General features: G+C 56.5%; 22 protein-coding genes. 11 read left to right on the plus strand and 11 right to left on the minus strand.

The genetic code is table 11. The features are described 5' to 3' along the window. Positions 1-6 precede the first annotated feature (6 nt). Genes AACZ64_RS12330 through AACZ64_RS12345 form a run of 4 tightly spaced genes read left to right on the plus strand, consistent with a single transcriptional unit; the run spans position 7 to position 5732 of the window. Positions 7-1389: an ABC transporter permease gene (locus AACZ64_RS12330; RefSeq protein WP_339640246.1), complete on the plus strand. Its 1383-nt coding sequence runs from the start codon at positions 7-9 to the stop codon at positions 1387-1389. Next, complete coding sequence (locus tag AACZ64_RS12335; protein ID WP_339640248.1) at positions 1382-2581, plus strand: ABC transporter permease; 1200 nt, start codon at positions 1382-1384, stop codon at positions 2579-2581. Before AACZ64_RS12330 ends, AACZ64_RS12335 begins: the two co-directional genes overlap by 8 nt. Further along, entirely contained in the window at positions 2578-4260 is a 1683-nt protein-coding gene (locus tag AACZ64_RS12340) for a dipeptide ABC transporter ATP-binding protein (RefSeq protein ID WP_339640249.1), read from the plus strand. The genes AACZ64_RS12335 and AACZ64_RS12340 overlap by 4 nt, the downstream gene beginning before the upstream one ends. Further along, positions 4251-5732 (plus strand): succinylglutamate desuccinylase/aspartoacylase family protein, encoded by a 1482-nt coding sequence (locus tag AACZ64_RS12345; protein WP_339640251.1) that lies wholly within the window; start codon positions 4251-4253, stop codon positions 5730-5732. Before AACZ64_RS12340 ends, AACZ64_RS12345 begins: the two co-directional genes overlap by 10 nt. Before the next feature lie 86 nt (positions 5733-5818). Here the strand turns inward: AACZ64_RS12345 and AACZ64_RS12350 are convergent, their stop codons facing one another. From AACZ64_RS12350 to AACZ64_RS12380, 7 genes are all read right to left on the minus strand, one after another. Then, positions 5819-8977, minus strand: coding sequence for an efflux RND transporter permease subunit (locus AACZ64_RS12350; RefSeq protein ID WP_293615589.1), 3159 nt, complete (start codon positions 8975-8977; stop codon positions 5819-5821). Positions 8978-8990: 13 nt separating this feature from the next. Beyond that, complete coding sequence (locus tag AACZ64_RS12355; RefSeq protein WP_293615588.1) at positions 8991-10073, minus strand: efflux RND transporter periplasmic adaptor subunit; 1083 nt, start codon at positions 10071-10073, stop codon at positions 8991-8993. 191 nt (positions 10074-10264) lie between these two features. Beyond that, entirely contained in the window at positions 10265-10846 is a 582-nt protein-coding gene (locus AACZ64_RS12360; protein ID WP_293615587.1) for an NYN domain-containing protein, read from the minus strand. A 114-nt stretch (positions 10847-10960) separates the two neighbouring features. After that, complete coding sequence (locus tag AACZ64_RS12365) at positions 10961-11329, minus strand: YajD family HNH nuclease (protein ID WP_339640254.1); 369 nt, start codon at positions 11327-11329, stop codon at positions 10961-10963. A 307-nt stretch (positions 11330-11636) separates the two neighbouring features. Continuing rightward, positions 11637-13151 carry a PepSY-associated TM helix domain-containing protein gene (locus tag AACZ64_RS12370; protein ID WP_293615586.1) on the minus strand — a complete coding sequence of 505 codons (1515 nt, stop codon included), beginning with the start codon at positions 13149-13151 and terminating at the stop codon, positions 11637-11639. Between the two features lie 2 nt (positions 13152-13153). Further along, on the minus strand, positions 13154-13735 hold the full coding sequence (locus AACZ64_RS12375) for a hypothetical protein (RefSeq protein ID WP_293615585.1): 582 nt from the start codon (positions 13733-13735) through the stop codon (positions 13154-13156). Between the two features lie 15 nt (positions 13736-13750). Further along, a complete protein-coding gene (locus AACZ64_RS12380; protein WP_293615584.1) occupies positions 13751-15883 on the minus strand; it encodes a TonB-dependent siderophore receptor in 2133 nt (710 codons plus the stop codon). Between the two features lie 318 nt (positions 15884-16201). Here AACZ64_RS12380 and AACZ64_RS12385 point away from each other — a divergent pair, with 318 nt between their 5' ends. Next, on the plus strand, positions 16202-17104 hold the full coding sequence (locus AACZ64_RS12385; protein WP_293615583.1) for a hydroxymethylglutaryl-CoA lyase: 903 nt from the start codon (positions 16202-16204) through the stop codon (positions 17102-17104). Positions 17105-17109: 5 nt separating this feature from the next. Here AACZ64_RS12385 and AACZ64_RS12390 read toward each other — a convergent pair whose 3' ends face one another. Then, positions 17110-17724, minus strand: coding sequence for a phosphoribosyltransferase family protein (locus tag AACZ64_RS12390; protein WP_293615582.1), 615 nt, complete (start codon positions 17722-17724; stop codon positions 17110-17112). 29 nt (positions 17725-17753) lie between these two features. Between AACZ64_RS12390 and AACZ64_RS12395 the strand changes: the two genes are divergently transcribed. From AACZ64_RS12395 to AACZ64_RS12415, 5 genes are all read left to right on the plus strand, one after another. Next, complete coding sequence (locus tag AACZ64_RS12395; RefSeq protein ID WP_339640258.1) at positions 17754-19070, plus strand: glycerate kinase; 1317 nt, start codon at positions 17754-17756, stop codon at positions 19068-19070. Positions 19071-19169: 99 nt separating this feature from the next. Then, the gene (gene moaC / locus AACZ64_RS12400; protein WP_293615591.1) at positions 19170-19649 is read left to right on the plus strand and encodes a cyclic pyranopterin monophosphate synthase MoaC; all 480 of its coding nucleotides are present in this window, start codon (positions 19170-19172) and stop codon (positions 19647-19649) included. Further along, a complete protein-coding gene (gene moaD / locus AACZ64_RS12405) occupies positions 19646-19894 on the plus strand; it encodes a molybdopterin converting factor subunit 1 (protein ID WP_293615580.1) in 249 nt (82 codons plus the stop codon). Before moaC ends, moaD begins: the two co-directional genes overlap by 4 nt. Next, positions 19891-20352 carry a molybdenum cofactor biosynthesis protein MoaE gene (locus tag AACZ64_RS12410; protein ID WP_293615579.1) on the plus strand — a complete coding sequence of 154 codons (462 nt, stop codon included), beginning with the start codon at positions 19891-19893 and terminating at the stop codon, positions 20350-20352. Before moaD ends, AACZ64_RS12410 begins: the two co-directional genes overlap by 4 nt. Before the next feature lie 14 nt (positions 20353-20366). Continuing rightward, entirely contained in the window at positions 20367-20807 is a 441-nt protein-coding gene (locus tag AACZ64_RS12415) for an OsmC family protein (protein WP_293615578.1), read from the plus strand. Here AACZ64_RS12415 and AACZ64_RS12420 read toward each other — a convergent pair whose 3' ends face one another. The 3 genes from AACZ64_RS12420 to moaB all read right to left on the minus strand — a co-directional run bounded on the left by AACZ64_RS12420 (position 20808) and on the right by moaB (position 24097). Next, positions 20808-22205 (minus strand): MBL fold metallo-hydrolase, encoded by a 1398-nt coding sequence (locus tag AACZ64_RS12420; RefSeq protein ID WP_293615577.1) that lies wholly within the window; start codon positions 22203-22205, stop codon positions 20808-20810. Positions 22206-22331: 126 nt separating this feature from the next. Further along, on the minus strand, positions 22332-23537 hold the full coding sequence (gene glp, locus AACZ64_RS12425; protein WP_339640261.1) for a gephyrin-like molybdotransferase Glp: 1206 nt from the start codon (positions 23535-23537) through the stop codon (positions 22332-22334). Positions 23538-23560: 23 nt separating this feature from the next. Then, positions 23561-24097 carry a molybdenum cofactor biosynthesis protein B gene (gene moaB, locus AACZ64_RS12430; protein WP_293615575.1) on the minus strand — a complete coding sequence of 179 codons (537 nt, stop codon included), beginning with the start codon at positions 24095-24097 and terminating at the stop codon, positions 23561-23563. A gap of 598 nt (positions 24098-24695) precedes the next feature. Between moaB and AACZ64_RS12435 the strand changes: the two genes are divergently transcribed. Then, complete coding sequence (locus AACZ64_RS12435; protein WP_293615574.1) at positions 24696-25481, plus strand: PhzF family phenazine biosynthesis protein; 786 nt, start codon at positions 24696-24698, stop codon at positions 25479-25481. Positions 25482-25613: the final 132 nt, after the last annotated feature.

Here is a 25613-nt window from a genome sequence, read left to right on the forward strand (position 1 = left end):
CTGCCGATGCTGAATTATTTAATACGTCGCACCTTGCTGATGATACCGACCCTGCTCGGTATCACACTGGTAGTCTTTGTTGTCATGGCCGCGGCCCCGGGCGGCATTACAGCCCAGTCGCTGGTAGACGGCATGGAACTGGAGCCGGAGAGTCGCCGGGCTTTGGAGGACTACTACAACAAGCTCTATGGGCTGGATCAACCGGCACCGGTGCAATACCTGCGTTGGCTGAACAATATTTCGCCGATCGGTTTCGAACGGGAACCGGATGGCACGCTGGGGACATTCTCCCTGTGGAAAGGCGCGGACCTGGGCACCAGCTTTCGCTACGGCCGTCCGGTGATGGATTTGCTGGCGGAACGCCTGCCCATCACCCTGCTGCTTAACCTGATTTCCATCCCCCTCATTTATGCGATTGCCATCAGCATCGGTGTACAGGCAGCGCGGCAGCGCGGCGGGCGCTTCGATGTGGCCTCGAATATCTTTCTGCTGGGGCTGTGGTCAGTGCCCAGCATGCTGGCCGGAGTGCTGTTTATCGGTTTCTTTGCCTCCGAACAATACTGGCGCTGGTTTCCCACCGGCGGCCTGATACAGCGCGAAACCGTCGATCAGACCTTTCTGCCCCTGTTTGCCAATGGCAGCGATTTGCTGATTGCAGTGGCTTGCGTTGTGACCGTCACAGTGCTGCTGATTGCCGCGGCGACCTCCGCACCCAAAATTGCCCGCCAGTGCGGTGGATTCACCATTGGGGCACTGCTCGGTTATACCATGGCATGGGATCTCGGGGGCCATTGGCTGGGCGGTTTGCATGTAGTGCTGTCGGCTGCACTGGGGCTGCTGACCAGTCTGTTGGCCGGTATGCAACACCCGGGATTCCGTATTGCCCTGGCGGGCGCAATCGGTCTGGGTGGGGGGCTGACATTGTCCCGATATCTGGGCGTCGAGGTGATGCAGGGCGGCTACCTGCTGGATCGGCTCTGGCATCTGGTGCTGCCGATCATTGCACTGTCCTACGGCGGATTGGCCTTTCTTGCCAAGCTGACACGCTCGTCACTGCTGGAAAATCTGGCCGCTGACTATGCGCGCACTGCCCGGGCCAAAGGGGTCGACGAAGAAACTGTTCTGTGGCGACACGTATTCCGCAATTCCCTGCTGCCGCTGATTACAGTCTCGGCCACCCTGCTGCCCAGCCTGTTGGCAGGTTCGGTGATTGTGGAAAGCATCTTCAGTATCGACGGGATGGGAAAACTGGCGGTGGAAGCCGTACAAACCAGGGACCGCGAACTGGTGCTATCCGTCACACTGATCTCCGGCCTGCTGACACTGTTTGGCTACCTGCTGGCAGATATTGCCTATGCCATTGTCGATCCGAGGGTCAGCTATGACTGAGTTATCTGCTGGCACTGATATGAAACAGCCCTCCCAGCCCTGGACAACGCAAGTGGCCGTTTCATTGTTGGGACGCACCAGCGCTCGCATTGGCCTCAGCTGGATCGGCCTGCTGGTGATTATTGCCACATTCTCCCCTTTTCTGGCCAGCAGTCACCCCCTTTACCTGGTAGTGGACGGACAGGCCAGCAGCCCGCTGCTGCAACATATGACCCCACTCGACTGGGTCTGGTTGGCCGGCCTCCCCATGATTCTGGTGATTGCCCTGTTGCCCCTCCCTTTGTGGAAAAAGTTTCTCTCGGCAATGGTCGGCTTGGGCCTCACCGCAATGATTGCCTATACCGTGGTATCGCCACCGGCCCTGGTGATCTATGAGCAATATCGCGAGCTGGAGGCTACCGGCAAGGTTGAAACAATGATCCGCGCGCCCATCCCCTACTCGGCGAAGGATTATCTGCGTGACTATGCGGACACCGGTATCGAATCACCACTGCTCACCTCGGAGCAGCGCATCCACTGGATGGGCACCGATGAAAACGGGGCCGATGTCGCCTCACGAATGATCCACGCCTCTCGCATCGCCCTGGGCATCGGTTTTATCGCCACCGGTATTGCCCTGGTGATCGGCACCATCATCGGTGGTCTGATGGGCTATTTTTCCGGCATCGTGGATATTATCGGCATGCGGCTGGTGGAAATTTTTGAAGCCATCCCGACCCTCTTTCTGTTGCTGTCTTTTGTGGCTTTTTTTGGTCGCTCCATCTACATGATGATGGTCATCATCGGCATCACGGCCTGGTCGGGTTATGCCCGCTACGTTCGTGCAGAATTCCTGAAACTGCGGCAGCAGGATTTTGTGCAGGCCGCCGTCGCCTGTGGGCTACCACTGCGCTCCATACTGTTTCGTCACATGCTGCCAAACGGGCTGGCGCCGCTGCTGGTCGCCACCAGTTTCGGGGTTGCTTCCGCCATTCTGGCAGAGGCGACATTGAGCTTTCTCGGGCTGGGACTGATTGATGACCCCTCCTGGGGACAGCTGCTTAATCAGGCTGTGCAATCCTCCACCTTCAACTGGTGGCTGGCGGTTTTTCCCGGCGGAGCGATTTTTCTGACGGTGTTTTCCTACAACCTGCTCGGTGAGTCGCTGCGGGATGCGGTGGATCCCCACACCAACCGGAGCAAACGCGCGTGAAGTTGCTTGAGGTGGAATCACTGGTCACGGAACTGGGCGAAGCCGACAACTGGCTGCGGGCAGTGAATGGAATCAGCCTGACAGTGAACGCCGGTGAAACCTATTGTCTGGTGGGAGAATCCGGCAGTGGCAAATCCGTGACGGCACTCTCGATCATGAGGTTATTGCCCGCCGGCCGCTTCCGCCACCCCGACGGCCAGGCATGGCTGCATGAGCCGGGTGGCGAAGCCCTCGAATTACTCAGCGCCAATGATGAACAACTGCGCAGTGTCCGCGGCCGACGCATCGGCATGATTTTTCAGGAGCCCATGACCTCACTGAACCCGGTGCTAACCATCGGCGAGCAACTGGACGAAGTCCTCCGGATACACCGACCCGCCCTGAATGCCGAGGCCAGACGTGAGCGTATTCTGACGGCGCTGGGTGAAGTGTTGATATCCGACCCGGCCAACCGCATCCTCGAGTATCCCCATCGCCTGTCCGGTGGCCAGCGGCAGAGGGTGATGATTGCCATGGCACTGATCTGTGAACCCGCGCTGTTAATCGCCGATGAGCCCACCACAGCCCTGGATGTCACGGTGCAGGCAGAAATCCTCAAACTGATGCGCGAGTTACAGGCCCGCTATGGCATGGGTATGTTATTTATCACCCATGACTTCGGTGTGGTGGCCCAGATAGCTGATACGGTAGGTGTCATGCGACATGGCGAACTGGTCGAGAGCGGCAAAACCTTTGACGTGCTGAGCAATCCGCAACATGCCTATACCCGCAGCCTGATTGCGGCACTGCCGGAGCGGCTGTCCCGCTCGCCCCGACCGCCAGCCTCAACACAGACTTTACTGGCGGTGGATAATCTCTCGGTTTACTTTCCAATACGCCAGGGCCTGATGCGACGTATCGTCGATCAATTTCATGCGGTTGACGGGGTTTCTCTGCAGGTCAATGCCGGGGAGGTCGTGGCTCTGGTGGGGGAATCCGGTTGCGGGAAAACCACGCTGGGACGGGCACTACTACGTTTGCAGGAAGCAACCACGGGCAGCATTCACCTGGAAGGACAGAATATTACCCACCTGAGCCGCGCTGAAATGCGCCCCTTGCGACGTCGCATGCAAGTGGTCTTCCAGGACCCGGGCTCCAGCCTCAATCCCAGACTGCCGATTCATACCTCCCTGATAGAACCGATGCGGGTGCACGGCATTGGCGAAGATGACAACGCACGCACCCGACGGGCCGTCCGGTTTCTCGAACGCGTGGAGATGCCCGCCGACAGCCTGTGGCGCTACCCCCATGAGTTTTCCGGCGGTCAGCGGCAGCGGCTGGCCATCGCCAGAGCGCTGGTGCTGGAGCCCCGCTTTATTCTGTGTGATGAAATCACCTCAGCGCTGGATGTCTCCGTTCAGGCCGGCATACTCCGTCTGCTCCGGGAGCTGGTCGACGAAGACGGCATCGGTATGTTATTTATCACCCATAATATGGGCGTAGTGGATTACCTGGCAGATCGGATGGCGGTGATGCATAAAGCGCGCCTTGTCGAGACAGGGCGCACCGCAGCCGTTATGGCAGATCCGCAAAATCTTCACACCAAAACCCTGCTGGATGCTGTACCGAGATTGAACGAATCTTTCCTGCAGACACGATCCGGCCGGGCACCGACCGAACCGGAGACATCATGTCAATGAACCACCCGCTGTCCACACTGGTACCCCGTATCCTGCTGGCCAGCCTGCTGTATTGCCTGCTCTGCATACCCGCTCTGGCGGAAAGCCAACTGGAGTTTGAGGAGGCCGAAACTGAAGCCGCCGATGATGAAAATGTCGAGGATATTGAATCGTCAAAACCCCTTCGAAAAAATATCGACCACGCCAGAAAAATATCGCACCCGGATCAAGCTGGAGCCTCAGAAGACCCCGAATCCTCCCCAAAAAAAACCAAAATTGCTCCTCACATTAACCTGAAAGAGCTGGCCCCACCGCCTGGGATTCAATCCTTTTCCCCGGAGACGCCAGCCGGCCAGGCCCCAGAACCAGAACCAGAACCAGAACCAGAACCAGAACCAGAACCAGAACCAGAACCGCAAACCGCAACGGAAGCGAAGCCCAAAACACCCGACAATGAGGATTTTTCGGATGATCAGGCGGCCAGTGCAGAATCCGCCAATGCGTCTGATATCGACCCCACAGAAGAAGTGGCGGGAGCTATTACCTTGCTCGGTACGGAAATCATGCCCGGCACCTCGACCCGGCTATCCTGGTCTTCGGGCATGCAGATTGCCGGGCTGTCTCAATCCACACCCGTACTGGTGGTGAATGGTTCAAAACCCGGGCCAACCCTGTGCCTGACCGGGGCTGTCCATGGCGACGAACTGAACGGCATCGAAATTGTTCGCCGCACGCTCTACGACCTGGATCCGGAGATGCTGGCCGGACAGGTGATCGGTGTACCCATAGTCAACCTGCAGGGTTTCCAGCAGGGCAGTCGCTACTTATCCGACAGGCGTGATCTCAATCGCCATTTTCCCGGCAATCCCACCGGCAATCTGGCGGACCGGATCGCTTACTCACTGTTCAATGAAATCATCAGCCACTGCACGATGCTGGTGGATATCCATACCGGCTCACTGAAACGCACCAACCTGCCACAATTGCGTGCCGACATGAATATTGCTGAAGTGCGTACATTCGTCAAAGGGTTTGATCGTATGGCAGTGGTTCACAGCAGCGGGACAACAGGCATGCTCCGCACTGCGGCACTGGATGCAGGTATCGTTGCCGTGTCCATGGAGTCCGGGGAATCCCTGCGCATCCAGGAAAAGCAAATCAAGGCCGGGGTGAACAGCCTCAACAGCCTGATGGAAAAGCAGAACATGATTTCGAGGCTGTTTATCTGGGGTAAACCGGAACCGGTCTACTATGACTCCTACTGGATCAGGGCCGAACACGCCGGCATCTTGTTCAGCAAGAAAAAGCTGGGTGACCGCGTCATCAAAGGGCAGGTGTTGGGCGTTGTCACCGACCCGATCACCAATGCCAGCCACGCCATTCATGCACGTGATACGGGACGGATTATCGGTATGGCGGTGGATCAGGTGGTCATGGCCGGATTTGCTGCGTATCACATCGGCGCAGAAACGGAGATACCCGACGAAGAGTAGCAGGACCCGAAACAGCATCTCCGGGATTCCAACCGAAGCGGGTTACCGACAGGCCGGCGCTACCTGTTTTTGTAGAGCAGTCGGCCTCATTGACCAGCGGAGGGATGCTGCAATGGCTTGTGGCGATCGCGCCATTGCAATGCAGTGATCAGTAGACACGGCAGAAAACTGAGGGTAATCAGGGTGGAAATCAGTATCCCCGCCAGCACCACAATCCCCACTCCGCGATAGAGTTCCGTGCCGGCACCCGGAATAAATACCAGCGGTGCGAGTCCAAAAATTGTCGTGGCAGTCGACATCAGAATTGGCCGAAGGCGCGCTTCCACGGCTCCTCTCACCGCCGCCAGGATACTCTCCGCACCCTGTCGCAGATTGTGCCGGGCATGATCGACAATCAGTATCGGGTTGTTGACCACCGTACCCAGCAGTATCACAAAACCCAGCATGGTAATCATATCGAATGGTTGGTGAAAAGAAGTAAAACCCAGGATTCCCATCAACGAGCCGACACCATTGATGGCTACCAGTCCGACGATGCCACCCGCGATACCGAGCGGCACAGTGGCCAGAATCAGCAGGGGAAATCCCCAGTGAGAAAAAATGGCCACCAGCAGCAAATAGATCAGCACCACCGACACCAGTAGATTACTACTCAGAGACTCGCGGGTGGCATCCAGTTGGTCGGCGGCGCCGGAGATCGACATGCTGACTCCCTTCCGAACCTCGCCGGACGCTTGCATCGCTGGCACCATCACATCCCTGACGCGTGCCACAGCGGTCTCCAGCGCCACATCCCGGGGCGGGATAATCAATAGCGTGACCGTACGGCGGCCATCCACCCGCCGCAGACTATCGCTATCCACTGTCTGAACCAGTTCTGCCAGCGCCCCCAGCGGCAGCACCTCGCCACTGGGTGTCAGGATGGGCTGGGCTGCCAGTTGATCCAGTTTCTGGTCACGCACGGCATCGCTGAAAAGGAAAATATCGACCTTGTCATCTTCTACAAAAAACTCATCGGTGAAGGCCCCATCGCTCAACGCCGCGATGGTAAAACCAAAGTTGTCGGCCGTAAAACCCACTTCTGCCATGCGATTCCAGCGGGGACGGATTTCCACCAGCGGTTGATCGAGTGTCAGGGACGAGGGTTCCGAATCCAGTTGCGGTCGCTCGAACAGGTCGCCCGCCCGCTGAAACGCACTGGCGGCCGTTTGATAGAGGTTGTCCAGTTCGGGACCGGAGATATCCAGATTCACCGCCCGGGTACCACCCTGGTTACTGGAGATAATTGAACCGCGACCGGAAAATCCACGCATCCCCGGATAGCTGGTAAAAAGGTCCGTCAGGGCGTCCATCATCGGCTGAATATCAGCATCGCGGGTCGGTTCGCTGATAACTCTAAGGCCACCTGCCGACACTCGCAGAGAATAATATTTAAGCGAGGGAACCCGTGCTTCTCCCCGATCAAACAGGCTCGGATCGGCAGCCACGGAGTCATCGAGAATAGCCTGGACCTCTTTACCGATGACCATGATTTCTTGGAGATTGTAGCCCGGCGGCGCAAACATCGAACTGAATGCTTTGGGCTCCTCACCTTCGGGCAGGTATTCTGCCGGGGGCATCAGCCACCAGGCTGCGCCGACGGTCGAGAGCACGGTCACCATCAGGCAGGTTCTGCGGCGCAGAGAGCTGCCGGTCACCCAATACACTGCCCGGAGAATCGTACCCCGTTCAGCTGTCTCACCGGTAAGTCCGTAACCGTTGCCAAAACCCAGCCGGGCACAGGCGGCGGGAACCACAAAGACTGCCAGCAGCATGGAGGCGATAATCGCACTGGAGATAGCAATGGCAATATCCGAATAAATCTGACCCGCCTCCTCCTGCACCAGCAGGACCGGCGCGAACACCAGCACTGTCGTCATGCTGGATGCCAACACCGCCGGCCAGACTTCCCGAACCCCGGCAATGGCGGCCTCGATTCGGTCCAGTCCGCGGCGTCGCGCCTGCTCAATGCTTTCCAGCACAACGATGGTATTGTCCAAAGTCATGCCGATGGCAAAGGCAATCCCCGCCAGGGAGATCACATTGATGGTCCGGCCGAACACCAGTAACCCCAGAAACGCGGCGATGGTGCAGACAGGAATACCCATCAATCCAATAAAGGTCGCCCGGGGAGACCGCAAGAACAGGTACATGATCATTGTGGCCAGCAGCGCGCCAATCGCCAGATTTTGGACAACACCACGCACTGAAGACTGCACGTAGCGCACGTCGTCGCCAATCAGGGTTATTTCCAGACCATTGGGCTCCAGCAGTTCGCGCCTTACCTCGGCAACGGCTTGCAGCATATCGTGCTTGATCTGAATAACATTGGAACCCGACTCTCGCCTCACTGCCATACTGATGCTGCGCTCACCGTCCACATAGCTCAGATCGCGCACCTCAAAGTGATCCATTCTGACATCCGCCACGTCTTTCAGCAGAATATCGCTGCCATTGCGGTGAGCCAGAATCATATTATCCAGAGTATCCAGATCCCTGAACCGGCCCACCACCCGCATCAGATAGCGGCGCTTGCCATCATCAATGTCCCCGGCTGAAATATCCCGGTTACGACTGCGAATTGCATCCCGCACATCCACCAAGCTAAGCCCTCGCTGGGCCAGACGTGCGGGATCCACATGGACCTGCACCTGCCGCTCTGCGGCACCCCGAACCTCTACCTGCGAGACGCCGCTAACCCGTTCCAGGCGCGGTCGCACCTCGTCCTCGACAAAATCGCCGATCATATCGATATCGAGACCCAGCGGATTGCCAGATTTCGGGCGAAGGGCGAAATACATGAAAGCATTTTCTGAAAATGACGTACTGATCAGTTGTGGCTGATCGACATTTTCCGGGTAACTGGGCACCTGGCTGAGGGCATTGGCAACCCGGATCAGGGCCTCGTTGACATCGACCCCGAAGGGAAACTCCAGCTCAATAGTGGCCCGACCGGTTTCCGCGACAGATTCCATGCGCTGCAGATTGGGCAGGGAGCGCAGATAGCGCTCCTGCTCGATCAGAATCTCTTTCTCAATATCCTGCGGTGTCGCGCCGGCCCAACCAGTGACAACGCTAATTGTGCGCACACTGAGATCAGGAATCATCTGCACCGGAATACGAAATGCCGCGGCAATGCCCAGCACGCAGATAATCAACACGATAACAGCGAGCAATTTGCCATTCTTCACGCCCGCATCAAGCATTCAGAAACGCTCCTTAAGGGTTGGGGGACTCGACAACACGAAGCGTCTGCCCGTCTCTCAATACCTCATTACCCCTGACCACCACGTCATCGGTAGTTGCCAGTCCACCGGTAATGACCACGTTGTCTCGTGCTTCACGGCCGACTTCTACCAATTGACGCCGGGCAACACCCTCTTTGGCAACAAACACACTGTAGCTGCCATCCGGATGGCGAAGTAGTGCATCTCGGGGCAGTAACATATCCTGTGAACGCCCGTCTCCCAGTTCAAAAATGGCACTGGCAGACGTACCGGGCAAAAGCTGCCCCGAGTTACCTTCGGGGCGAATTCGAACCAGAAATGTCCGGGTTGAAGAATCGCTGACGGGTACCAGCGCGGCTACCGTGCCAGAGAAACATTTCACAGGATTGCTGTCGGGACAGATATTGACCGGCGTCTTATCACTGATTTCCGAAAAGCGTTCCTGGGGCATCCTGACATCCAGGCGCACCCGATCCAGGGAGACCAGCTCAAACACCGGGTCGCCCCGACTTACCCACTCCCCCCGGTCAACATGACGGGCCGCAATAACGCCATCAAAAGGTGCCGGCAAAACATGCCTCTCAACCATTTCTGCCACTGAGCGCTGATCGGCTATCGCCGCTTCAAGTGATGCCTGAGCCAGGTTGAGATTTGCGCGGCGGGTATTTACTTCGTTTGCGGATACGTGGTTGTTCTCGCGCAGACGCAGCGCATCATCCAGCAGTCTTTGCGCCTCATCGAGCGCAGCCCGCTGCTCTGCGGTAGCCGCCCTGGCCCGCTGATACTCAAGGGTGATCAGCGCAGCGTCCAGCTGCAATAACGGATCACCTTGTTTGACATGACTGCCCACATCCACCCGGAGTTCGTCAATCAGACCGTCGGCCCGGGTGGAGAGACTGGCCCGCTGCAGGGCATTGACAGAACCGGACAACTTCAATGTTTCTCCCAGTTCGGCAAGGTAGGGGCGAGTGACGGAAACGGGCACACTGTCTTCATTGGCAAGCACCATGACCGGGGTACCAATGAGCCATAGAGCAACCATCAGTATAACGAGCGGGAATTTCCCAAAGACCATCGGCAGTTACCAGAAGCTAGGGTGAGCGGGCTGAGAACCCGGTGAGAAAATTGTAGCGCGAGTATTCAACATTACGTCGATGCCAGACCTATGGATCAGCCTACACGGAAACAGAATCAGCAGCACCGGCAGACTCTCAAAACCGGATCGGGAGCCGATGCGCATAAGCGGGCGGGAACTACGGGTATGACTCATGTTCTGCCCGGGGGTCCCAGCAGTAGGTCGCCCTCCACCGGTACGTACTCGGTGGCCGCATTGATCAAAGCGAACGCAGTAAACTCAGGTACACCGTAGACCTCCACCGGAATACCAAAGTCACGGCGTACTCTGTCGATCAGCAGGGCAAAATCCCCATCGCCGGAAACCAGCACCAGCAGATCCGCATGTTTTGCGTATTCCATGGCGTCGAGAGTAATACCGACATCCCAGTCCCCCTTCGCAGAACCGTCGGCCCGTTTGATAAAGGGTTTTAACTTCACGTCAAAACCAATGGCTCGGAGGATAGTCTGGAACTGCCGCTGTTTCTCATCACCGCGGTCAACGGCGTAGGCAATGGCTTTGACAACCTGCCGGTTTGCGGTGGCCCGTTCCCAGAAACGGTTGTAATCGAAATGTCTCCCGTAGGCATCTCGGGTGGTGTAATAAATGTTCTGCACATCCACCAGCAGTACGGTTTTTTTCAAGGGATCCCCTGTTTTTTTTAGATCGGATTCACCCGGCTGGTTCAGCCGCCACGCCATTGCAACCAGGTCCTTTACAAAGGCCTCTGACATCACCCTCCCCAGTGAGCCCGATGAGTAGCTGAAAACAAGACCCTCGTCATTAAAGATATCGCCGAAGCGCTTGTTAACGTAGGTTGCCGATAAAGCCTTGCAAGCTGCCGATGGCTAACCATCCGGGTTATTTTTCTGTTTCATCAACTCCCCCAGATTACCGAAAGGATTGTGCGTCGCGGCCGTCTTTTGCGCTTGCGGCAATACATCGCCGTAACCAGCATCCTCATAGCGGGAATGCTCATTGTCGTGACAGTAGATGCATAGCAATTCCCAGTTGCTGCCGTCGGACGGGTTGTTGTCGTGGTTGTGATCCCGGTGATGAACCGTCAGTTGTTGCAGATTCTGCCGGTTGAATTCCCGGGCACAGCGCCCGCACACCCAGGGATACATTTTCAGTGCCTGTTCGCGGTAACCCTTCTCCCGCTGGTCACGTGCCATCCGGGCGTCGGCCACGGCCTTATCAAGCTTGTCCGATGACATAATTCTCTCCAGCGTCTTTATCTATCACCTGCTCAAGCCACTTCCCCTACTCTGGCAAAGCCAGTAACGTTGGGACAGCTTATCCATCCAGATTGGTTGAAACAGCATGATCCTGCCCAAAAAAGTCCGTATTGTCGAGGTCGGCCTGACGGTGAGAGACTGTCGCGTGCCCCGGTTATCCCCTCCAATAGTTGGCTATTGCAACTATTTTGTGCAGCGACCCGCACAAAATGACTGGATTCACTGGGTGTCTTCATTGGTCGTGGGTAAACAGTCCAAAATCCCGCTGTCAGACGCGTTAATCAGCTTATGAATCGGCTGCCTGTCCACGGCTTCCCAGAGACAATGTTGTTGACGCACCACGGATAAGCCATCGCAGCTCCACCCACAGTCGCAGGGACACCAACAACACTGAAACCACCAATAGCCCATTGATCAACCGCGCGGCCGGACCAACGGCATCAAGGCCAAACAGAGCAACGTGCAAGAACAATAGCACCAATATGGCTATCACCAATAATACCTTCAAGCCGACCGCAAGATAGACCCGATCCCTGCTCACCACGGCAATAACCACGCTCAGAAACAGCCCGATCCAGAAAGTGTAAAGTGGCTGCCAGGCCCAGCCGAACCAGCCGATAGCCGACAGAATCAACACCAGTGGGGCTCCCCATACAATGCCCAGCCAGGCCCGTTCCAGACGGGGGTATGGCATACCTCTCTGCCGCCGTCGCACCAGCCAGATACTGCCGCCGGCAGCAACACAGGTACAGAGCCCTGCACCCAGCAACAGGTAGAGCAATTGCACTGGCAAACCACCAAAATGGCCAAAATGCAGCCGAAACATCGAGGCGTATACCTGAACACCGGGTTCCCCATCGGACCACCCGGCGCTTTCCAACAGCCCACCCTCAGCATCCAGTGCATAAAACTCACTCCAGACCAGACGGCCCGGCACCAGAGCACCGACCTCTACCCGTTGGGCAGTTGTGCCCGGCTCGTGGACAATGATCATATTGGGCTTCATTTCGGGGCTGAGCGAGCGGACTGTCTCCAGGGCAGCCGACACATTGGCCAGTGGCGCGGCTTCACCAGTGGGTTTTGGATCGGAGAGAAACAGCGATTCTGTGGCTGCTTCGGTATTGCCCTCAAAGAACAGGGTCGCCACGACAAAGCCGAGGACCTGTGACAAGCCGATCACAGCGCCGGTAATGGCGAGAGCTAATGCAAATGGGCTGCTCCACACCCCCAGGCGATTGTGTACATCTGCCAGCCGCAACCGGGCTGATCCCGACCAGCGCAGGGAAAAGGCATCTTTCAGCAGATTGGGGTGAGCCAGGATACCGCCGATCACCAGAGCTACCAGCCCTACTCCGAGTATGCCAACCAGCGTCAACCCCCATACAGAGGGCAGGGACAGACGCAAATGCAGGTCGGTGAGAAAATGCGTCCATTCATGATTAACCGGCGCACCCAGTCGCCCGACGGGATCGACAAAAGCGCCACTTTCACCGGCATGCACCACAAAACGGGGCATATCGGTGTAGGGCAAGGCGATAAACAGGTGGTCCGGCGGCTCGTCCGTGCGCGTCGCCTCCAGCGCCATTATAGCGTCGGCTGCACGGCTGATGGCACCTGGCTGCCACTCGGTAAATTCGGGCACAGCGGGCTGCTCCCAACGCTCAAACTCCGGATAAAACACCGCAACAGAACCACTGAACACCACAATATACAGCAGTGCCGATAGTGTCAGGCCCAACCCCGAATGACCGTTTAGAGCGAGCCTGACAAATGCCGATCGGGCACCATTTCCCTTTGCCATAATCAGCCACCCACCCTGAGAAATAAGGCACAACCACCCAATATCAATGCCACGACACTGGCCAACAAGGGTCGCCACAGTCGTGGATCGACGCTGCTCCACACAATAGCCAGTGGCCACAGAATCACCAGAAATAGCGCAGCGCCCACCAGCCGGTTGGCGTCACTCCATTGCGACTGGGCAAACCAACCCATCACCAGCCCGGTTGTCGCCAGTAGACACAGGGGACCCGCCAGTAACCAGCGCAGTGACCGACGACCCCAGGGTATCTGTTCGCCCGGACGGGCTCTGCCCGTGTGAATAACGACCGGGCGCAGTCCCGCGCGCCAATTCGCCCCGCCGGCAATGAGAAGGAATGCCACCAGTGCCAACCATAGAGGGGCCACTGCAATACCACGATCAAAGCCGAACGCCTGCTGCCAGGGCCAAATGGAAACCACCATGATTCCCCAGGCAAGCCAGAGCCACACTGGACCATTTTTGCGACGCCAACGGCGATACAGTAGAACCATCCCTGCTGTGGAAAGCAGTCCCGCCAGCAGCAATGCCACCGGCGATATAGAGGCTACAAACCAGGAATTCACAAACGACCCCCGGAATCAGTAACGCCAGTTAATAGAGGCTGTGGCCGTAGTCGGCGCACCGTAATAACTTTGTGCCCAATACAAGCTGGTGAAATATTTCTCATCGGTAACATTCTTGACGTTGAGGCTCAGCCTCAGGTTATCGCTCAGGTCATAATTGGCAAACAAGTCCACCAATTTGTAACTGTCCTGGATCACTTCAGCGCCACTGTCTCTCCGCGATGTCTCATCCTGCCATTTGACACTCACCCCCATTTTTAGCGCGGGCAACCAGGGCAGGCGATAACTGCTGGCCAGCTTGAAAGTCTTGTCCGGAGTAAAGCGAATGATGTTCTCGTCAGTTTGCTGATTGGCGTCCATATCGAAGTTGGTATAGCCGGCCATGACATCCCAACCTCTGGTGATTTCGCCGACCAATTCAACTTCGAAACCCTGGCTGGAAATACCATCTGAGCTTTCATAGTATTCATCGCCGGTCATCGGGTTGAATCCGGCGGATACAGCCAGATTTTCCTGTTCGATATCAAACGCCGCCACCGATAGCAGCAGGCGGCCGGCAAGCAACTCGCTCTTCACACCCACTTCGTAACTGCGGCCCTCCAGCGGATCAAGTCGACTGCCGTTGATATCCTCCTCGGTCTGCTGGGTAAAGATGTCGGTGTAACTGGCGTAGAGAGCCACATTGTCCAGAAGCTGGTAGACCACGCCGGCGTATGGTGTTGTAACGCCGGAATATTTCGAATCCTGAGAGAGTCCATACGACTCGCCGGAGGTGTCCCAATCGCTGACCCGCGCACCCAGCAAGACTTTCAGCTTGTCGGTAATCGACAAGCGGGTAGCACCGTAGATGGATCGCTGTCGGTCCTTGTAATCGCCGCCGCCGCGCACTATGTCGCGCAGGTTCATATCGATACCAGAGCCGTTCCAGGTGCGGAAATCCGGCATGGCGGGAAAGTCATCGTCCATGTAGGAAAAGTTGTCCACCACACTTTCGGACCAACTGTACCCCAACACCAGGTCATGTTCGCGTCCGGCCAACTGGTACTGGCCACTGATATAGACATCGAACAGGTCCATGGTGTTGTGTTCGGTGTAATCGCTACCGTAGCCATACAAGCCGAGTCCGGTCTCGCGGTCCGGCGTGCCAAAGGCATAGAAGAGGTCGGCATCTTCGTTGTGCTTGATGTAGGTATAAGTGCCTTTAAGCTGCCAACCATTGCCCAGGTCGTGGACCACTTCAGCAAAGGCCTGCGCCTCTTTGGAAATCCAGCCCGCCCAGTCCGAGGCAGTACTGGTGCTGCGGTCGACACTGACCTCCGAGCCATCGCTGTACAGTAGTGGCAGCGCACCCCACATGGGGCTGTCCGACTTGTTTCTCTGCCAGGTGTAGCCAAGCGTCAGCAGGGTGGCATCGGTAATTTCCACATCCACCACACCATAGACCAGAGATTTTTCGTGAGCGTAACGGTCCAGATGAGACTCATTATCCTGCCAGGCAGTGACGAACCGGCCCCTCACTCGCTCGCCCAGGCGTCCGGAAATATCACTCTCAACACGGGTGTGGTCATAGGAACCGGCGCTCGCGGATGTCTGGATCTGCAAATCGTCAGTGGGTCGTTTTCGTACCATGTTAACCGTGGCGGAGGGATTGCCGGCACCGGTCATCAGACCATTGGGACCGCGCACCACTTCCACCCGCTCGAAGGCATAAGTGTCGATATCCCCACTGATATTGCCATCGGGTACCTGCAGCCCCATGCCATCGTATTGAAAGTTGGTAATATCAAATCCCCGCGCGGTGTAGTACGTGCGATCGGTTTCCACCGATTCCACATTGATACCGGTCGTGAGCGACAATACGTCATTCATGTTATCCAGTTCGAAATCATCGATCTGGGCACGGGTGATCACTGAAACCGATTGCGGGGTTTCGAAGGCGGACAGACCGAACTTGGTGGCGGTATTCATGGTGGGTACGCTGTAGTCACTACTGGACTGCACCGCTCTCACCTCTACCAGCTCAATGGTGGGGGATTCCCCTTCGTCCTCTTGATTCTCTGTGACGCCTTCTCCATAAGCGCCATTGATAAAGGCGATGGCGGCGGCAAGCACACATGGCTGCCAGCACCTGTTCAGTGTGGTACGCATAATCCCCCCCAAATTGTTCTACCTTGATCGGCAGAAACTCAAAAATGGGAATAATACTGGTAATGATAATGATTCGCAATCGTAAATGAATCAAGCAAAGTTTTCAGTGCCGACCGCCCTTCCCCAATGCGACCGTGGTCATAAACGCTGACGCCACATCATTTGTGCCAACAAAACAGGTCCTACTGCGTCATACCAAAGAGTTCAGCGCTTGCCGTACAATGGGCCCGCTATGCCGCCACAAAAGTCTCCTTCACCCGTTGGCAAGCGCAGACACTGGCAGACGACAACCATTGAGACAGAGGACACAGACAGCCCATGACCCTGCCGAAACAGGTCAGTATTGTCGAGGTCGGCCCGCGAGACGGCCTGCAGAATGAATCCCAACCGGTCAGCCCGGCCATCAAGATTGAACTGATCCGGCGGCTCGACGAAGCAGGGCTGCGCTACATTGAAGCCGGCAGCTTCGTCAATCCGTGCCGGGTGCCCCAAATGGCTGACAGTGCACAGGTGTTTCAGGGAATCGAACGTCAACCGGACACCATCTACGCAGCCTTGACCCCCAATCTGACCGGCTTCGAGCGCGCTCTGGCAGCAGGGGTTCGCGAAGTGGCCATCTTTGCCGCCGCGTCGGAAACGTTCAGCCAGAAAAACATCAACTGCTCCATTGACGAGAGCCTCCAGCGATTCGCCCCGGTGATGGAGGCTGCCAGGGCGGCCAATCTGCGAGTGCGCGGCTATATCTCCTGTGTCGCAGGCTGTCCATACGAAGGAAATGTGTCCGCAGAGAGAGTGATGCAGGTTGCGGAGAGGCTGTTACAGATGGGTTGTTACGAGATCTCCCTTGGGGATACTACCGGTGTCGGCACCCCCGGCAGTATCAGCCGGGTGATTGAAGCGGTCAGCAGGGTGGTGCCGATCCCGCAGTTGGCCGTGCATTGCCATGACACCTACGGTCAGGCTCTGGTCAATATCTACACGGCATTACAGCTGGGTGTGGCAGTGGTAGACAGCTCCGTGGCCGGACTGGGAGGCTGTCCTTACGCCAGAGGGGCATCGGGAAATGTGGCCACGGAAGATCTGGTCTACATGCTCAACGGCCTCGGCATTGAACACGGGGTCGACCTGGCCAAAATCATCGCCGCAGGAGCCTATATCACCCAACATCTGGGCCTGGAAACCGGTTCCAAAGTGGCCAGGGCCAGTTTGGCCAACAGCTGACCTGGTTATTTGTTGAGGGTCGAGAGTTTTTCCCGCAACGCGTCTATACCGGGTTTGTGTTCCAGCAACTCCTGCGCTGACAGCCCCGCCAGTTCGTGGGGGAACACCAGCCAACGGTCCGTCTCGTGCAGGTAATAATCCGGCACCCGGTCAGTGCGGTTATTGGCTGGCTTGAAATAGGGGGTCGCCAGACGAATTTCTGGCGGGCTCTCGCCGCAGTCCTGCCGAATATCCGACACAATCTGTTGCAGGCTCAATCCGGTATCGTACACATCATCAACAATCAGCAGTGAATCGGCCTTGCGGATATGGTCGATCACATAGCCCAGGCCATGCACCCGTACCGCCTTGGCCCGTTCGCCGTGTCCTGTGTAAAAAGACGTGCGGATGGCGATGTGATCCGTCTCCACACCGAAATAGGCCAGCAGCTCCTGAACCGCGATCCCCACGGGGGCCCCACCCCGCCAAACGCCAATGATAAAGTGCGGGCGGAAACCACTTTCCAGCACCTGCAAGCCCAACTTGAAAGAATCGTCGAGCAGTTGCTGGGCGGCGATGTACTGTTTGGCTGACACACTATTCCCCGGGCCATAAAACAACGCCTGATTATCCACTTTCACAGGCCAGACACCAGTGGGAAGATGAGTGTATGTCCAATCCATCCCTCTCTGGCCCGAGTATGAATATTGTTGATCCGGATCCCCGCGCCCTGCTGATCGAACTTTTTCATGTTGCGGTAGCAACCGCCCAACCGGCTCGGGTATTGGCTGATTTTTTACCGGCGAACCGGACTCAGTCTGCGCTGGTGATCGGCGCGGGCAAGGCCGCCTGCTCGATGGTCAGTTGTCTTGAACAACACTGGCCCGGCCCGTTGCGCGGGCTGGTGGTGACGGCCTATGGTCACAGTGAACCACTCCAACGGATTGAGGTGATCGAAGCCGGTCACCCGGTACCGGATGCCATGAGTGAGCGAGCGGCCAAACGGATACTGGCGCTGGTTGCAAGTCTGGGCGCAGATGACCTGGTCATCTGTCTGATCTCCGGTGGCGGGTCATCCCTGCTGGCCCTACCCGCCCCGGGAATCAGTTTGGCCGATAAGCAGGACATCAATCGGGCGCTTTTGAAATCCGGTGCAACAATCGATGAAATTAACCGCGTCCGCAAGCACCTCTCCGCCATCAAGGGCGGTCGTCTTGGGTTAGCCTGCACACCGGCCCGACTACTGACGCTGGCCATATCCGATGTACCCGGGGACGATCCGGCCACCATAGCCTCCGGCCCCACCGCAGCGGATCCATCCACTTCTTCAGAGGCGCTTTCGATACTGCAGAAATACCGCCTTCCGATACCCTCAGCGATTACCGCATGGCTGAAGAATCCCGTCTCGGAAACCCCGAAGCCGGGTGATTCAAGGCTTTGTAACAACGACTATCGAATCATTGCCAGTGCCAGACACTCACTCGAAGCTGCCGCCAGACAGGCACAACAGGCCGGGTTCAACACCCTGCTGCTGGGAGATGACATCAGCGGTGAATCCCGCGATGTCGCCCGCGAGCATGCGGCGCTGGCGCTGGCTATCGCAAAAGGAAGCGGCCCGGTTTCACCCCCCTGCATCATACTTTCCGGTGGCGAAACAACCGTCACTGTTCGAGGTGATGGCAAGGGAGGGCGCAATGGCGAATACCTGCTGGCGCTGGCGAATTCACTGCGGGGCACCCCCGGCATTTACGCTCTGGCGGCAGATACCGACGGCATCGACGGTGCCGGCGACAATGCCGGAGCTGTCCTCACACCAGACACCTGGCAACGCGCCCGGGAAAGGAGCTGGGATATCAGCAAGGAACTGGAAAACAACAACTGTTATCCCCTGTTCAGGGATCTTGAAGACCTGCTGATCACCGGTCCCACCCGCACCAACGTTAATGACTTCCGGGCCATACTGATACTCCCCCACACGACGAATTGATCTGGTGCAATGCGTTTCCCGTTCGAGTTGAGCTAGACTGTGATCACGTTAACCCATTGATCAACTGAACCATTATCGCGGAGCGCACCCTTGAGCGACATGCGGAAACTGACCCACCTGGACGACCAGGGCAATGCCCACATGGTGGATGTGGCTGGCAAGGCCATTACCCAGCGCGAAGCCACTGCCGAAACACGGGTCCGGATGCAGCCGGAAACCCTGGTATTAATTGGCAGCAACGGCCACAAAAAAGGCGATGTTCTGGCGGTGGCGCGTATCGCCGGCATTCAGGCCGCCAAGAAATGTGCCGACCTGATTCCCCTCTGCCACCCCCTGATGCTCACGTCCATCAAGGTGGAATTCGAGCTGCTGCAGGACAGCAACCAACTGCGCATCATCGCCAGTTGCGGCCTGGACGGCAAAACCGGGGTGGAAATGGAGGCGCTCACTGCTGCTTCGGTGGCGGCGCTGACCGTCTACGATATGTGCAAGGCGGTGGACCGCGGTATGGTGATCGAATCCACCCGCCTGCTGGAAAAGGCCGGCGGCAAATCCGGCCACTGGAAAGTAAACCCATGAAAATTCTTTTTTTTGGCAACCTACGGGAGCAATTGGGTACAGGCGAAATTGAGGTACCGCTGGCACCCGGGACAAATAATATTGCTGACTTACTGGAAGCTCTCAAACAGCGCGGATCAGAATGGCAGCAGGCACTCAGTACAGGCTCATTGCTATATGCCGTCAACCAGACCATGGCCACTCAAAGCACATTGCTGAAGGACAGCGACGAAGTGGCGCTGTTCCCCCCGGTGACCGGCGGATGATAACCATTGCTGTACAGGCCGCAGACTTTGATACTGGCCAGGAAATTCGTCAATTACAGGCCGATAGAACTGACGTGGGTGGTATCGCAATATTTGCCGGTCAGGTGCGCGACACCGGCGATAAGCCGCTGGGCTTCATGCACCTGGAGCATTATCCCGGTATGACTGAGGCCTCCCTGCAACAGACGGCCGAACAGGCCGAACAACGCTGGGCATTGATCGATATCCGCATTGTGCACCGTATCGGCGACCTGTTGCCCGGTGATCAGATTGTTTTCGTGGGTGTCAGTAGCATCCATCGCGAAGCGGCTTTCAATGCCTGTGAATTTATTATGGATCACCTGAAAACCCACGCGCCGTTCTGGAAGAAAGAATACTACCGGGATGGCAGCACGAAGTGGGTTGATGCAAAACAGACTGACCAACAGCGCTATGCGCGCTGGCACCAGCACAACTGAATCAGAGACCGTTTATGCAACCACTACCCCATCAATACCAGGCAACGACCTACGGCATAGCCCGGGGCAACTTTGCTACCACGCTGAGAAATGACTGCACACTGGAGGTCGCTGCGCCATTGAATTTTGATGGGCCCGGCAACACCTGGACCCCGGAAGAAATGCTGCTGGGTGCCGTGGCCAACTGCCTGGCGCTGACCTTCAGGTCCATCGCCCGTGCAGCCGGTCTGGACTGGCTGGAAATTCAATGCACCAGTGAAGGTGTTCTGGACAAGGTGGAAAAGACAGTACTGTTTACCCGGATCAGCACCCTCGCCCAATTGACGATTGCTGACGGGGAAGATCGGGAAAAAGCCGAGAAATTGTTGCACAAGGCAGAGCAAAACTGCTTTGTCAGCAACTCCCTGTCAAGCGAGAAGCAATTCACTGCGGACGTGCAGGTCAGTCAGGCCTGATTACAATTTCACCTTGTCGCCCATGTCCGGGACACAGGCATCCCAGCCCAGCTCTTCGCCGAGACTGATACGAAACTGGTCGGCTGCCTCTTCATCACCGTGGGTGACAAAACAGCGTTTTGGCGCGGCGGGCATTTGCTGCAACCAATGCAACAATTCCAGCCGGTCGGCATGGGCGGAGAGAAAATCCAGGCATTCCACCCGCGCTTTCACCTCATGGTAGCGATTGAAGATCTTGATTTTTTTCTCGCCGCCCACCAGGCGGGCCCCCCGGGTACCCGGTGCCTGATAACCGGCAAACATTACGGTATTGCGATGGTCACCGAGCATTCGCTGCAGGTGATGCAATACCCGTCCGCCCGTTGCCATACCGCTGGCCGAGAGAATAATGGCCGGCACATGCACCCGGTTGATGGCAATGGAATCCTCCACCGTTCGGGCAAAGGTGACATCCCGTGACAGCTGCTGGCAGGAAGCCTTGTTCAGCCGGTGATAGCGATGGTGCCGAAGCATGACCTCCGTGGCACTGATCGCCATGGGGCTGTCCAGAAAGACCGGTAAATAGGGGATTCGTCCCTGCTGCCGCAGCTCGGTTATCAGGTAGAGCATCGCCTGGGCGCGCCCCACGGCAAAGGTCGGGATCAGCACAGAGCCACCCGCAGACACCGTGTCATTAATGATTTCAGACACCACGTCCCAGACGTCGCGATTATCGTGGAGACGATTACCATAGGTGGATTCAACCACCAGATAATCACAGTAGACTGGCAGTTCCGGAGCCCGCATTATCAGGTCATTGCTGCGGCCCATATCGCCGCTGAAAAGAATATGTCGGCCGCCTGCATGCACATCCAGAAACGCGGAGCCGAGAATATGGCCATTGGCATAAAAACTTGCCTCGATATCACCCATGGTGACCGTCGCAGTCGACTCGCCTGAGCGTGCATCTGCCACGGAGCTGAATCCCACCACTTCAAATTGCTTCATCGCCTTTTCCGCATCCTGCCGGGTATAGAGCGGCAGCGCTGGCTGATGCTTGCTGTACTGATGGCGATTGCGGTATTCCGCCTCCTCCTCCTGCAGATGTGCAGAATCGGCCAACAGAATCTTGCAAAGGTCGCGTGTTGCCTGGGTACAGTATATCGGCCCATTAAAACCGTCTTTGACCAATCTCGGCAGGTAGCCGCTGTGATCCAGATGGGCATGGGTAAGGAACACCGCCTCAATGGTGCCGGGATCCACCGGAAAGGGTTTCCAGTTGCGTTCCCGCAAGTGCTTGTAGCCCTGAAACAGCCCGCAATCCACCAACACCCGCCGTTCATCCACCTCTATCAGATAGCGGGAACCGGTTACCGTATTGGCAGCACCCAGAAACGCCAGAGTCACCCGATTACCCATAGAGCCCTCTCCTTATATTTGCGCCCCGGCACTTCGCCGGGACTGCTTTACTTTCGATTATAGAAGCCGCCTCCCCGGCTTCATAGAATTCAGATCAAGTCAGTAGGGAATGGCTGGAGGCGGTTGCTAGAAAAGCAGATCGGAAAATGACAGAAACGGTACAGCATCGCCGACTTCAATACTTTCCCCAAGACGGTGCACCACAAAGCCATTGCCTTGTGAAACACTGGAAAGCACACCGCTGCTCTGGCTGCCAGCCAGTTGAGCTCGCACATTCCCCTGTGCATCCTGGGCCAATCGTGCGCGCAGGTATTCCTGGCGTTTCGCCGCATGCGGTCGACTGAACCCGGCAATCACGGGAATTGGCGTGGGCAGGTAATCGCTGGCCCCCTGGATTTTCAACAAATAGGGACGTGCGGCAATGGCGAAGGTGACAAATACCGAGGCGGGATTGCCGGGCAGGCCGATAAAGGGTGTGCCCTGCACCTGGCCAAACGCCAGCGGCTTGCCGGGTTTGATCGCCATGCGCCAAAGGTCCAGGCTGCCCAGCTTCTCGACACAGCCTTTGACGTGATCCTCATCACCCACAGAGACTCCACCACTGCTGATAATACAGTCGGCCTCGGTAGCGGCCCTGCGCAACGCCTGCTCGGTAGCCTCTGGCGTATCTGCCACCCTGCCCAGATCGACATAATCGAAACCCAGTGCCTGCAACTGACCCATCAGGGTAAAGCGGTTGGAGTTGTAAATATGTCCCGGCGGCAACGGCTCGCCGGGTTCCACCAGTTCATCGCCGGTACACAACAAAGCGACCTTGAGGCGCCGGTATACTGGTACCTCGGCAATACCGACCGAGGCCAGCAGACCGAGGTCCTGGGGTTTGAGGCGGTGGCCCCGGACCAACACCGTGGCGCCGCGGTGAATATCCTGTCCGATGGGGCGTATGTTGGTGCCGGACTTGATATCGGCAGCCAGGGTCACCCGGGCATCGTCCCAACGACACTGCTCCTGCATCACCACCGTATCGGCACCGGGAGGCACTTCCGCACCCGTAAAGATACGAGCGGCACTTCCCGGCTGTAGCGGCTCTGGCACGGCACCGGCCGGAATGCGCTGACTGATCGGCAAGGTGGTTTCTTCACCAGCATGACAGTCGGCAAAGCGCAGGGCGAAACCATCCATGGCACTGTTGTCCGCCGGCGGCACATCTACCGGCGATTGCTGGTCAGCAGCCAACACTCGGCCGAGAGCCTGCATCAAGGATACGGTTTCGGTATCCGACAGTGGTTGTGCCGCGGCCAACAGCCGCTCCAGCGCCTGTTCGACGGTCATTAATCCAGGTTGGTCACAACCGTTCATGAGCGGCCCTCGCATTCAGCAACCCGCGCCACATGAGGAATGAAATTGCAGGGGCGGGTGCGGGCATCCAGTTGCTCGCCGAGGATCCTGTCCCAGGCGGTGCGGCAGGCATTGGTGGAACCGGGCATACAGAACACCAGCGTGCGGTTGGCCAGGCCCGCCACAGCGCGGGACTGCACAGTAGAAGTGCCGATCTCGGTAAAGGAGATTTGCCGGAACAGCTCGCCAAAGCCTTCCACCTGTTTGTCGAACAGTGGCAACAGCGCCTCCGGGGTGGAATCCCGATCAGTGAAACCCGTGCCGCCGGTCACGAGCACTACCTGGAGTTGCGGGTCGGCAATCCAACGGGATACCTCAGCACGCAAACGGTAGATATCGTCGGGAATCAGCGCCCGGTCGGCCAGTACGTGGCCAGCTTCGGTAAGACGGTCCACCAGCAACTGGCCGGAGCTGTCCTGCTCCAGCGTGCGGGTGTCGGAAACCGTGAGGACGGCGATGTGCAGGGGGACAAATTCTTTAGCGGCGTGGGACATAAATTCTCTCTTTTCTTCACTTCGAAAGTAAGGTTGGCATTAAAGGGGCCAGGTCTGCCTTTGCCTATCTGCAAAACCGACTGGCGGTTATTGCCCCTTTGATCCACGATCCAAGGTATTTCAGCCGAAGGGTATCGTGGTGATCAAGCTATCGTTGCGCCCTTGAACACAACCGCCGGGGGCGACACTGACATTTCCCGGTCGACAGTCCTCTCTGGGCGTACCTTGCCATGAAAAAGGATATAACGTTTAATCCAGCGAGGGTACGATTGAACAGTGCGGTGCCTTGTAGCGTTTGACTAGCATGTACTCTTTTTAATGGATCCAAGGAACGGTGACACAGCCATGATCGAATTCCCTTTCAAACATACTGTTTATATGAACAGCATGCCGCTTTTTTATCAAAATCAATGGCCATCCGTACATTCCAGGCCAGCCTTTTTGAATACTCGCCAGGTCAAAAAATTAAACATCAAAGATAACAATGGGTTAGGGCTATCATGATCGCCACCCTAATATATTACAGTGGCCGCCTTTTAATAATTATTATGAGGCCGAAGGCCTCATTAACAGACTGTTATGTTTTTAAGAGAGTGCAATGAAATTAGCTATTTATCAAATTGATGCATTTGCGGAAAAGCAGTTCGAAGGGAACCCGGCAGCGGTTGTTCCATTAGAAAAGTGGCTGCCCGACTCTGTAATGCAGGCAATAGCGGAAGAAAACAATCTTGCTGAAACGGCCTTTTTTGTTTCATCGGATAGTAGCTATCACATTCGTTGGTTTACTCCTAATAAGGAAGTAAAATTATGCGGCCATGCAACTCTGGCAAGTGCTTACGTCTTATTCAATATACTGGCCTGTAAAGAAGATGTGCTGACGTTTGAGTCGTTGTCTGGGAAATTACTTGTTTCCAAAACTGATAATTTTTTAACCTTAGATTTTCCGGCTCAGCCGCCCACTGTATGCAACACACCTGCTTCACTTGTAACAGGGCTGGGGCTCACACCTTCGGAGTGCCTAAAACATGATGATTATATTGCTGTTTTCGAAAATGAAGAGGATGTTTTAAGTATTACACCAGATCATGAATCCCTAAAGCAGCTTGATCTTCGCGGTGTCATTGCAACAGCTCCATCTTCAAAGTTTGATTTTATTGCCCGCTTTTTTGCACCAAAGTTTGGTATTCCTGAAGATTCAGTAACAGGTTCTGCATATACACAGCTTATGCCGTACTGGTCTGAAAAATTTAACAAGTCGAAACTACATGCAAAGCAAGTATCCGAACGTGGTGGCAAGCTTATTTGTGAGATTAAAGGTACTAGGGTGTTAATATCAGGCAGCGCCGTTACTTACATGGAAGGCAGTATTGAAATAAAAACATAACAAACGGCTTAAATTCGCTCCGTTTCACTCCGCCGGACGCTCACTGCGTTCGCGCCGTTTAGCCGGGCGTTAAGTTTCCGAGATACCCATGACTTGTAGACACTCTGTATAGTTAGATCGACCTATATGGAG

The sequence above is a fragment of the uncultured Porticoccus sp. genome, from assembly GCF_963975625.1.
Lineage (GTDB): Bacteria > Pseudomonadota > Gammaproteobacteria > Pseudomonadales > Porticoccaceae > Porticoccus.

Bases quoted from the DNA above. Each gene is read 5' to 3' on its own strand.
- AACZ64_RS12330 (WP_339640246.1), top strand. From the start codon at position 7: ATGCTGAATTATTTAATACGTCGCACCTTGCTGATGATACCGACCCTG.
- AACZ64_RS12335 (WP_339640248.1), top strand. From the start codon at position 1,382: ATGACTGAGTTATCTGCTGGCACTGATATGAAACAGCCCTCCCAGCCC.
- AACZ64_RS12345 (WP_339640251.1), top strand. From the start codon at position 4,251: ATGTCAATGAACCACCCGCTGTCCACACTGGTACCCCGTATCCTGCTG.
- AACZ64_RS12350 (WP_293615589.1), bottom strand. From the start codon at position 8,977: ATGCTTGATGCGGGCGTGAAGAATGGCAAATTGCTCGCTGTTATCGTG.
- AACZ64_RS12355 (WP_293615588.1), bottom strand. From the start codon at position 10,073: ATGGTCTTTGGGAAATTCCCGCTCGTTATACTGATGGTTGCTCTATGG.
- AACZ64_RS12360 (WP_293615587.1), bottom strand. From the start codon at position 10,846: ATGTCAGAGGCCTTTGTAAAGGACCTGGTTGCAATGGCGTGGCGGCTG.
- AACZ64_RS12365 (WP_339640254.1), bottom strand. From the start codon at position 11,329: ATGTCATCGGACAAGCTTGATAAGGCCGTGGCCGACGCCCGGATGGCA.
- AACZ64_RS12370 (WP_293615586.1), bottom strand. From the start codon at position 13,151: ATGGCAAAGGGAAATGGTGCCCGATCGGCATTTGTCAGGCTCGCTCTA.
- AACZ64_RS12380 (WP_293615584.1), bottom strand. From the start codon at position 15,883: ATGCGTACCACACTGAACAGGTGCTGGCAGCCATGTGTGCTTGCCGCC.
- AACZ64_RS12385 (WP_293615583.1), top strand. From the start codon at position 16,202: ATGACCCTGCCGAAACAGGTCAGTATTGTCGAGGTCGGCCCGCGAGAC.
- AACZ64_RS12395 (WP_339640258.1), top strand. From the start codon at position 17,754: ATGTCCAATCCATCCCTCTCTGGCCCGAGTATGAATATTGTTGATCCG.
- moaC (WP_293615591.1), top strand. From the start codon at position 19,170: ATGCGGAAACTGACCCACCTGGACGACCAGGGCAATGCCCACATGGTG.
- moaD (WP_293615580.1), top strand. From the start codon at position 19,646: ATGAAAATTCTTTTTTTTGGCAACCTACGGGAGCAATTGGGTACAGGC.
- AACZ64_RS12410 (WP_293615579.1), top strand. From the start codon at position 19,891: ATGATAACCATTGCTGTACAGGCCGCAGACTTTGATACTGGCCAGGAA.
- AACZ64_RS12415 (WP_293615578.1), top strand. From the start codon at position 20,367: ATGCAACCACTACCCCATCAATACCAGGCAACGACCTACGGCATAGCC.
- AACZ64_RS12420 (WP_293615577.1), bottom strand. From the start codon at position 22,205: ATGGGTAATCGGGTGACTCTGGCGTTTCTGGGTGCTGCCAATACGGTA.
- glp (WP_339640261.1), bottom strand. From the start codon at position 23,537: ATGACCGTCGAACAGGCGCTGGAGCGGCTGTTGGCCGCGGCACAACCA.
- moaB (WP_293615575.1), bottom strand. From the start codon at position 24,097: ATGTCCCACGCCGCTAAAGAATTTGTCCCCCTGCACATCGCCGTCCTC.
- AACZ64_RS12435 (WP_293615574.1), top strand. From the start codon at position 24,696: ATGAAATTAGCTATTTATCAAATTGATGCATTTGCGGAAAAGCAGTTC.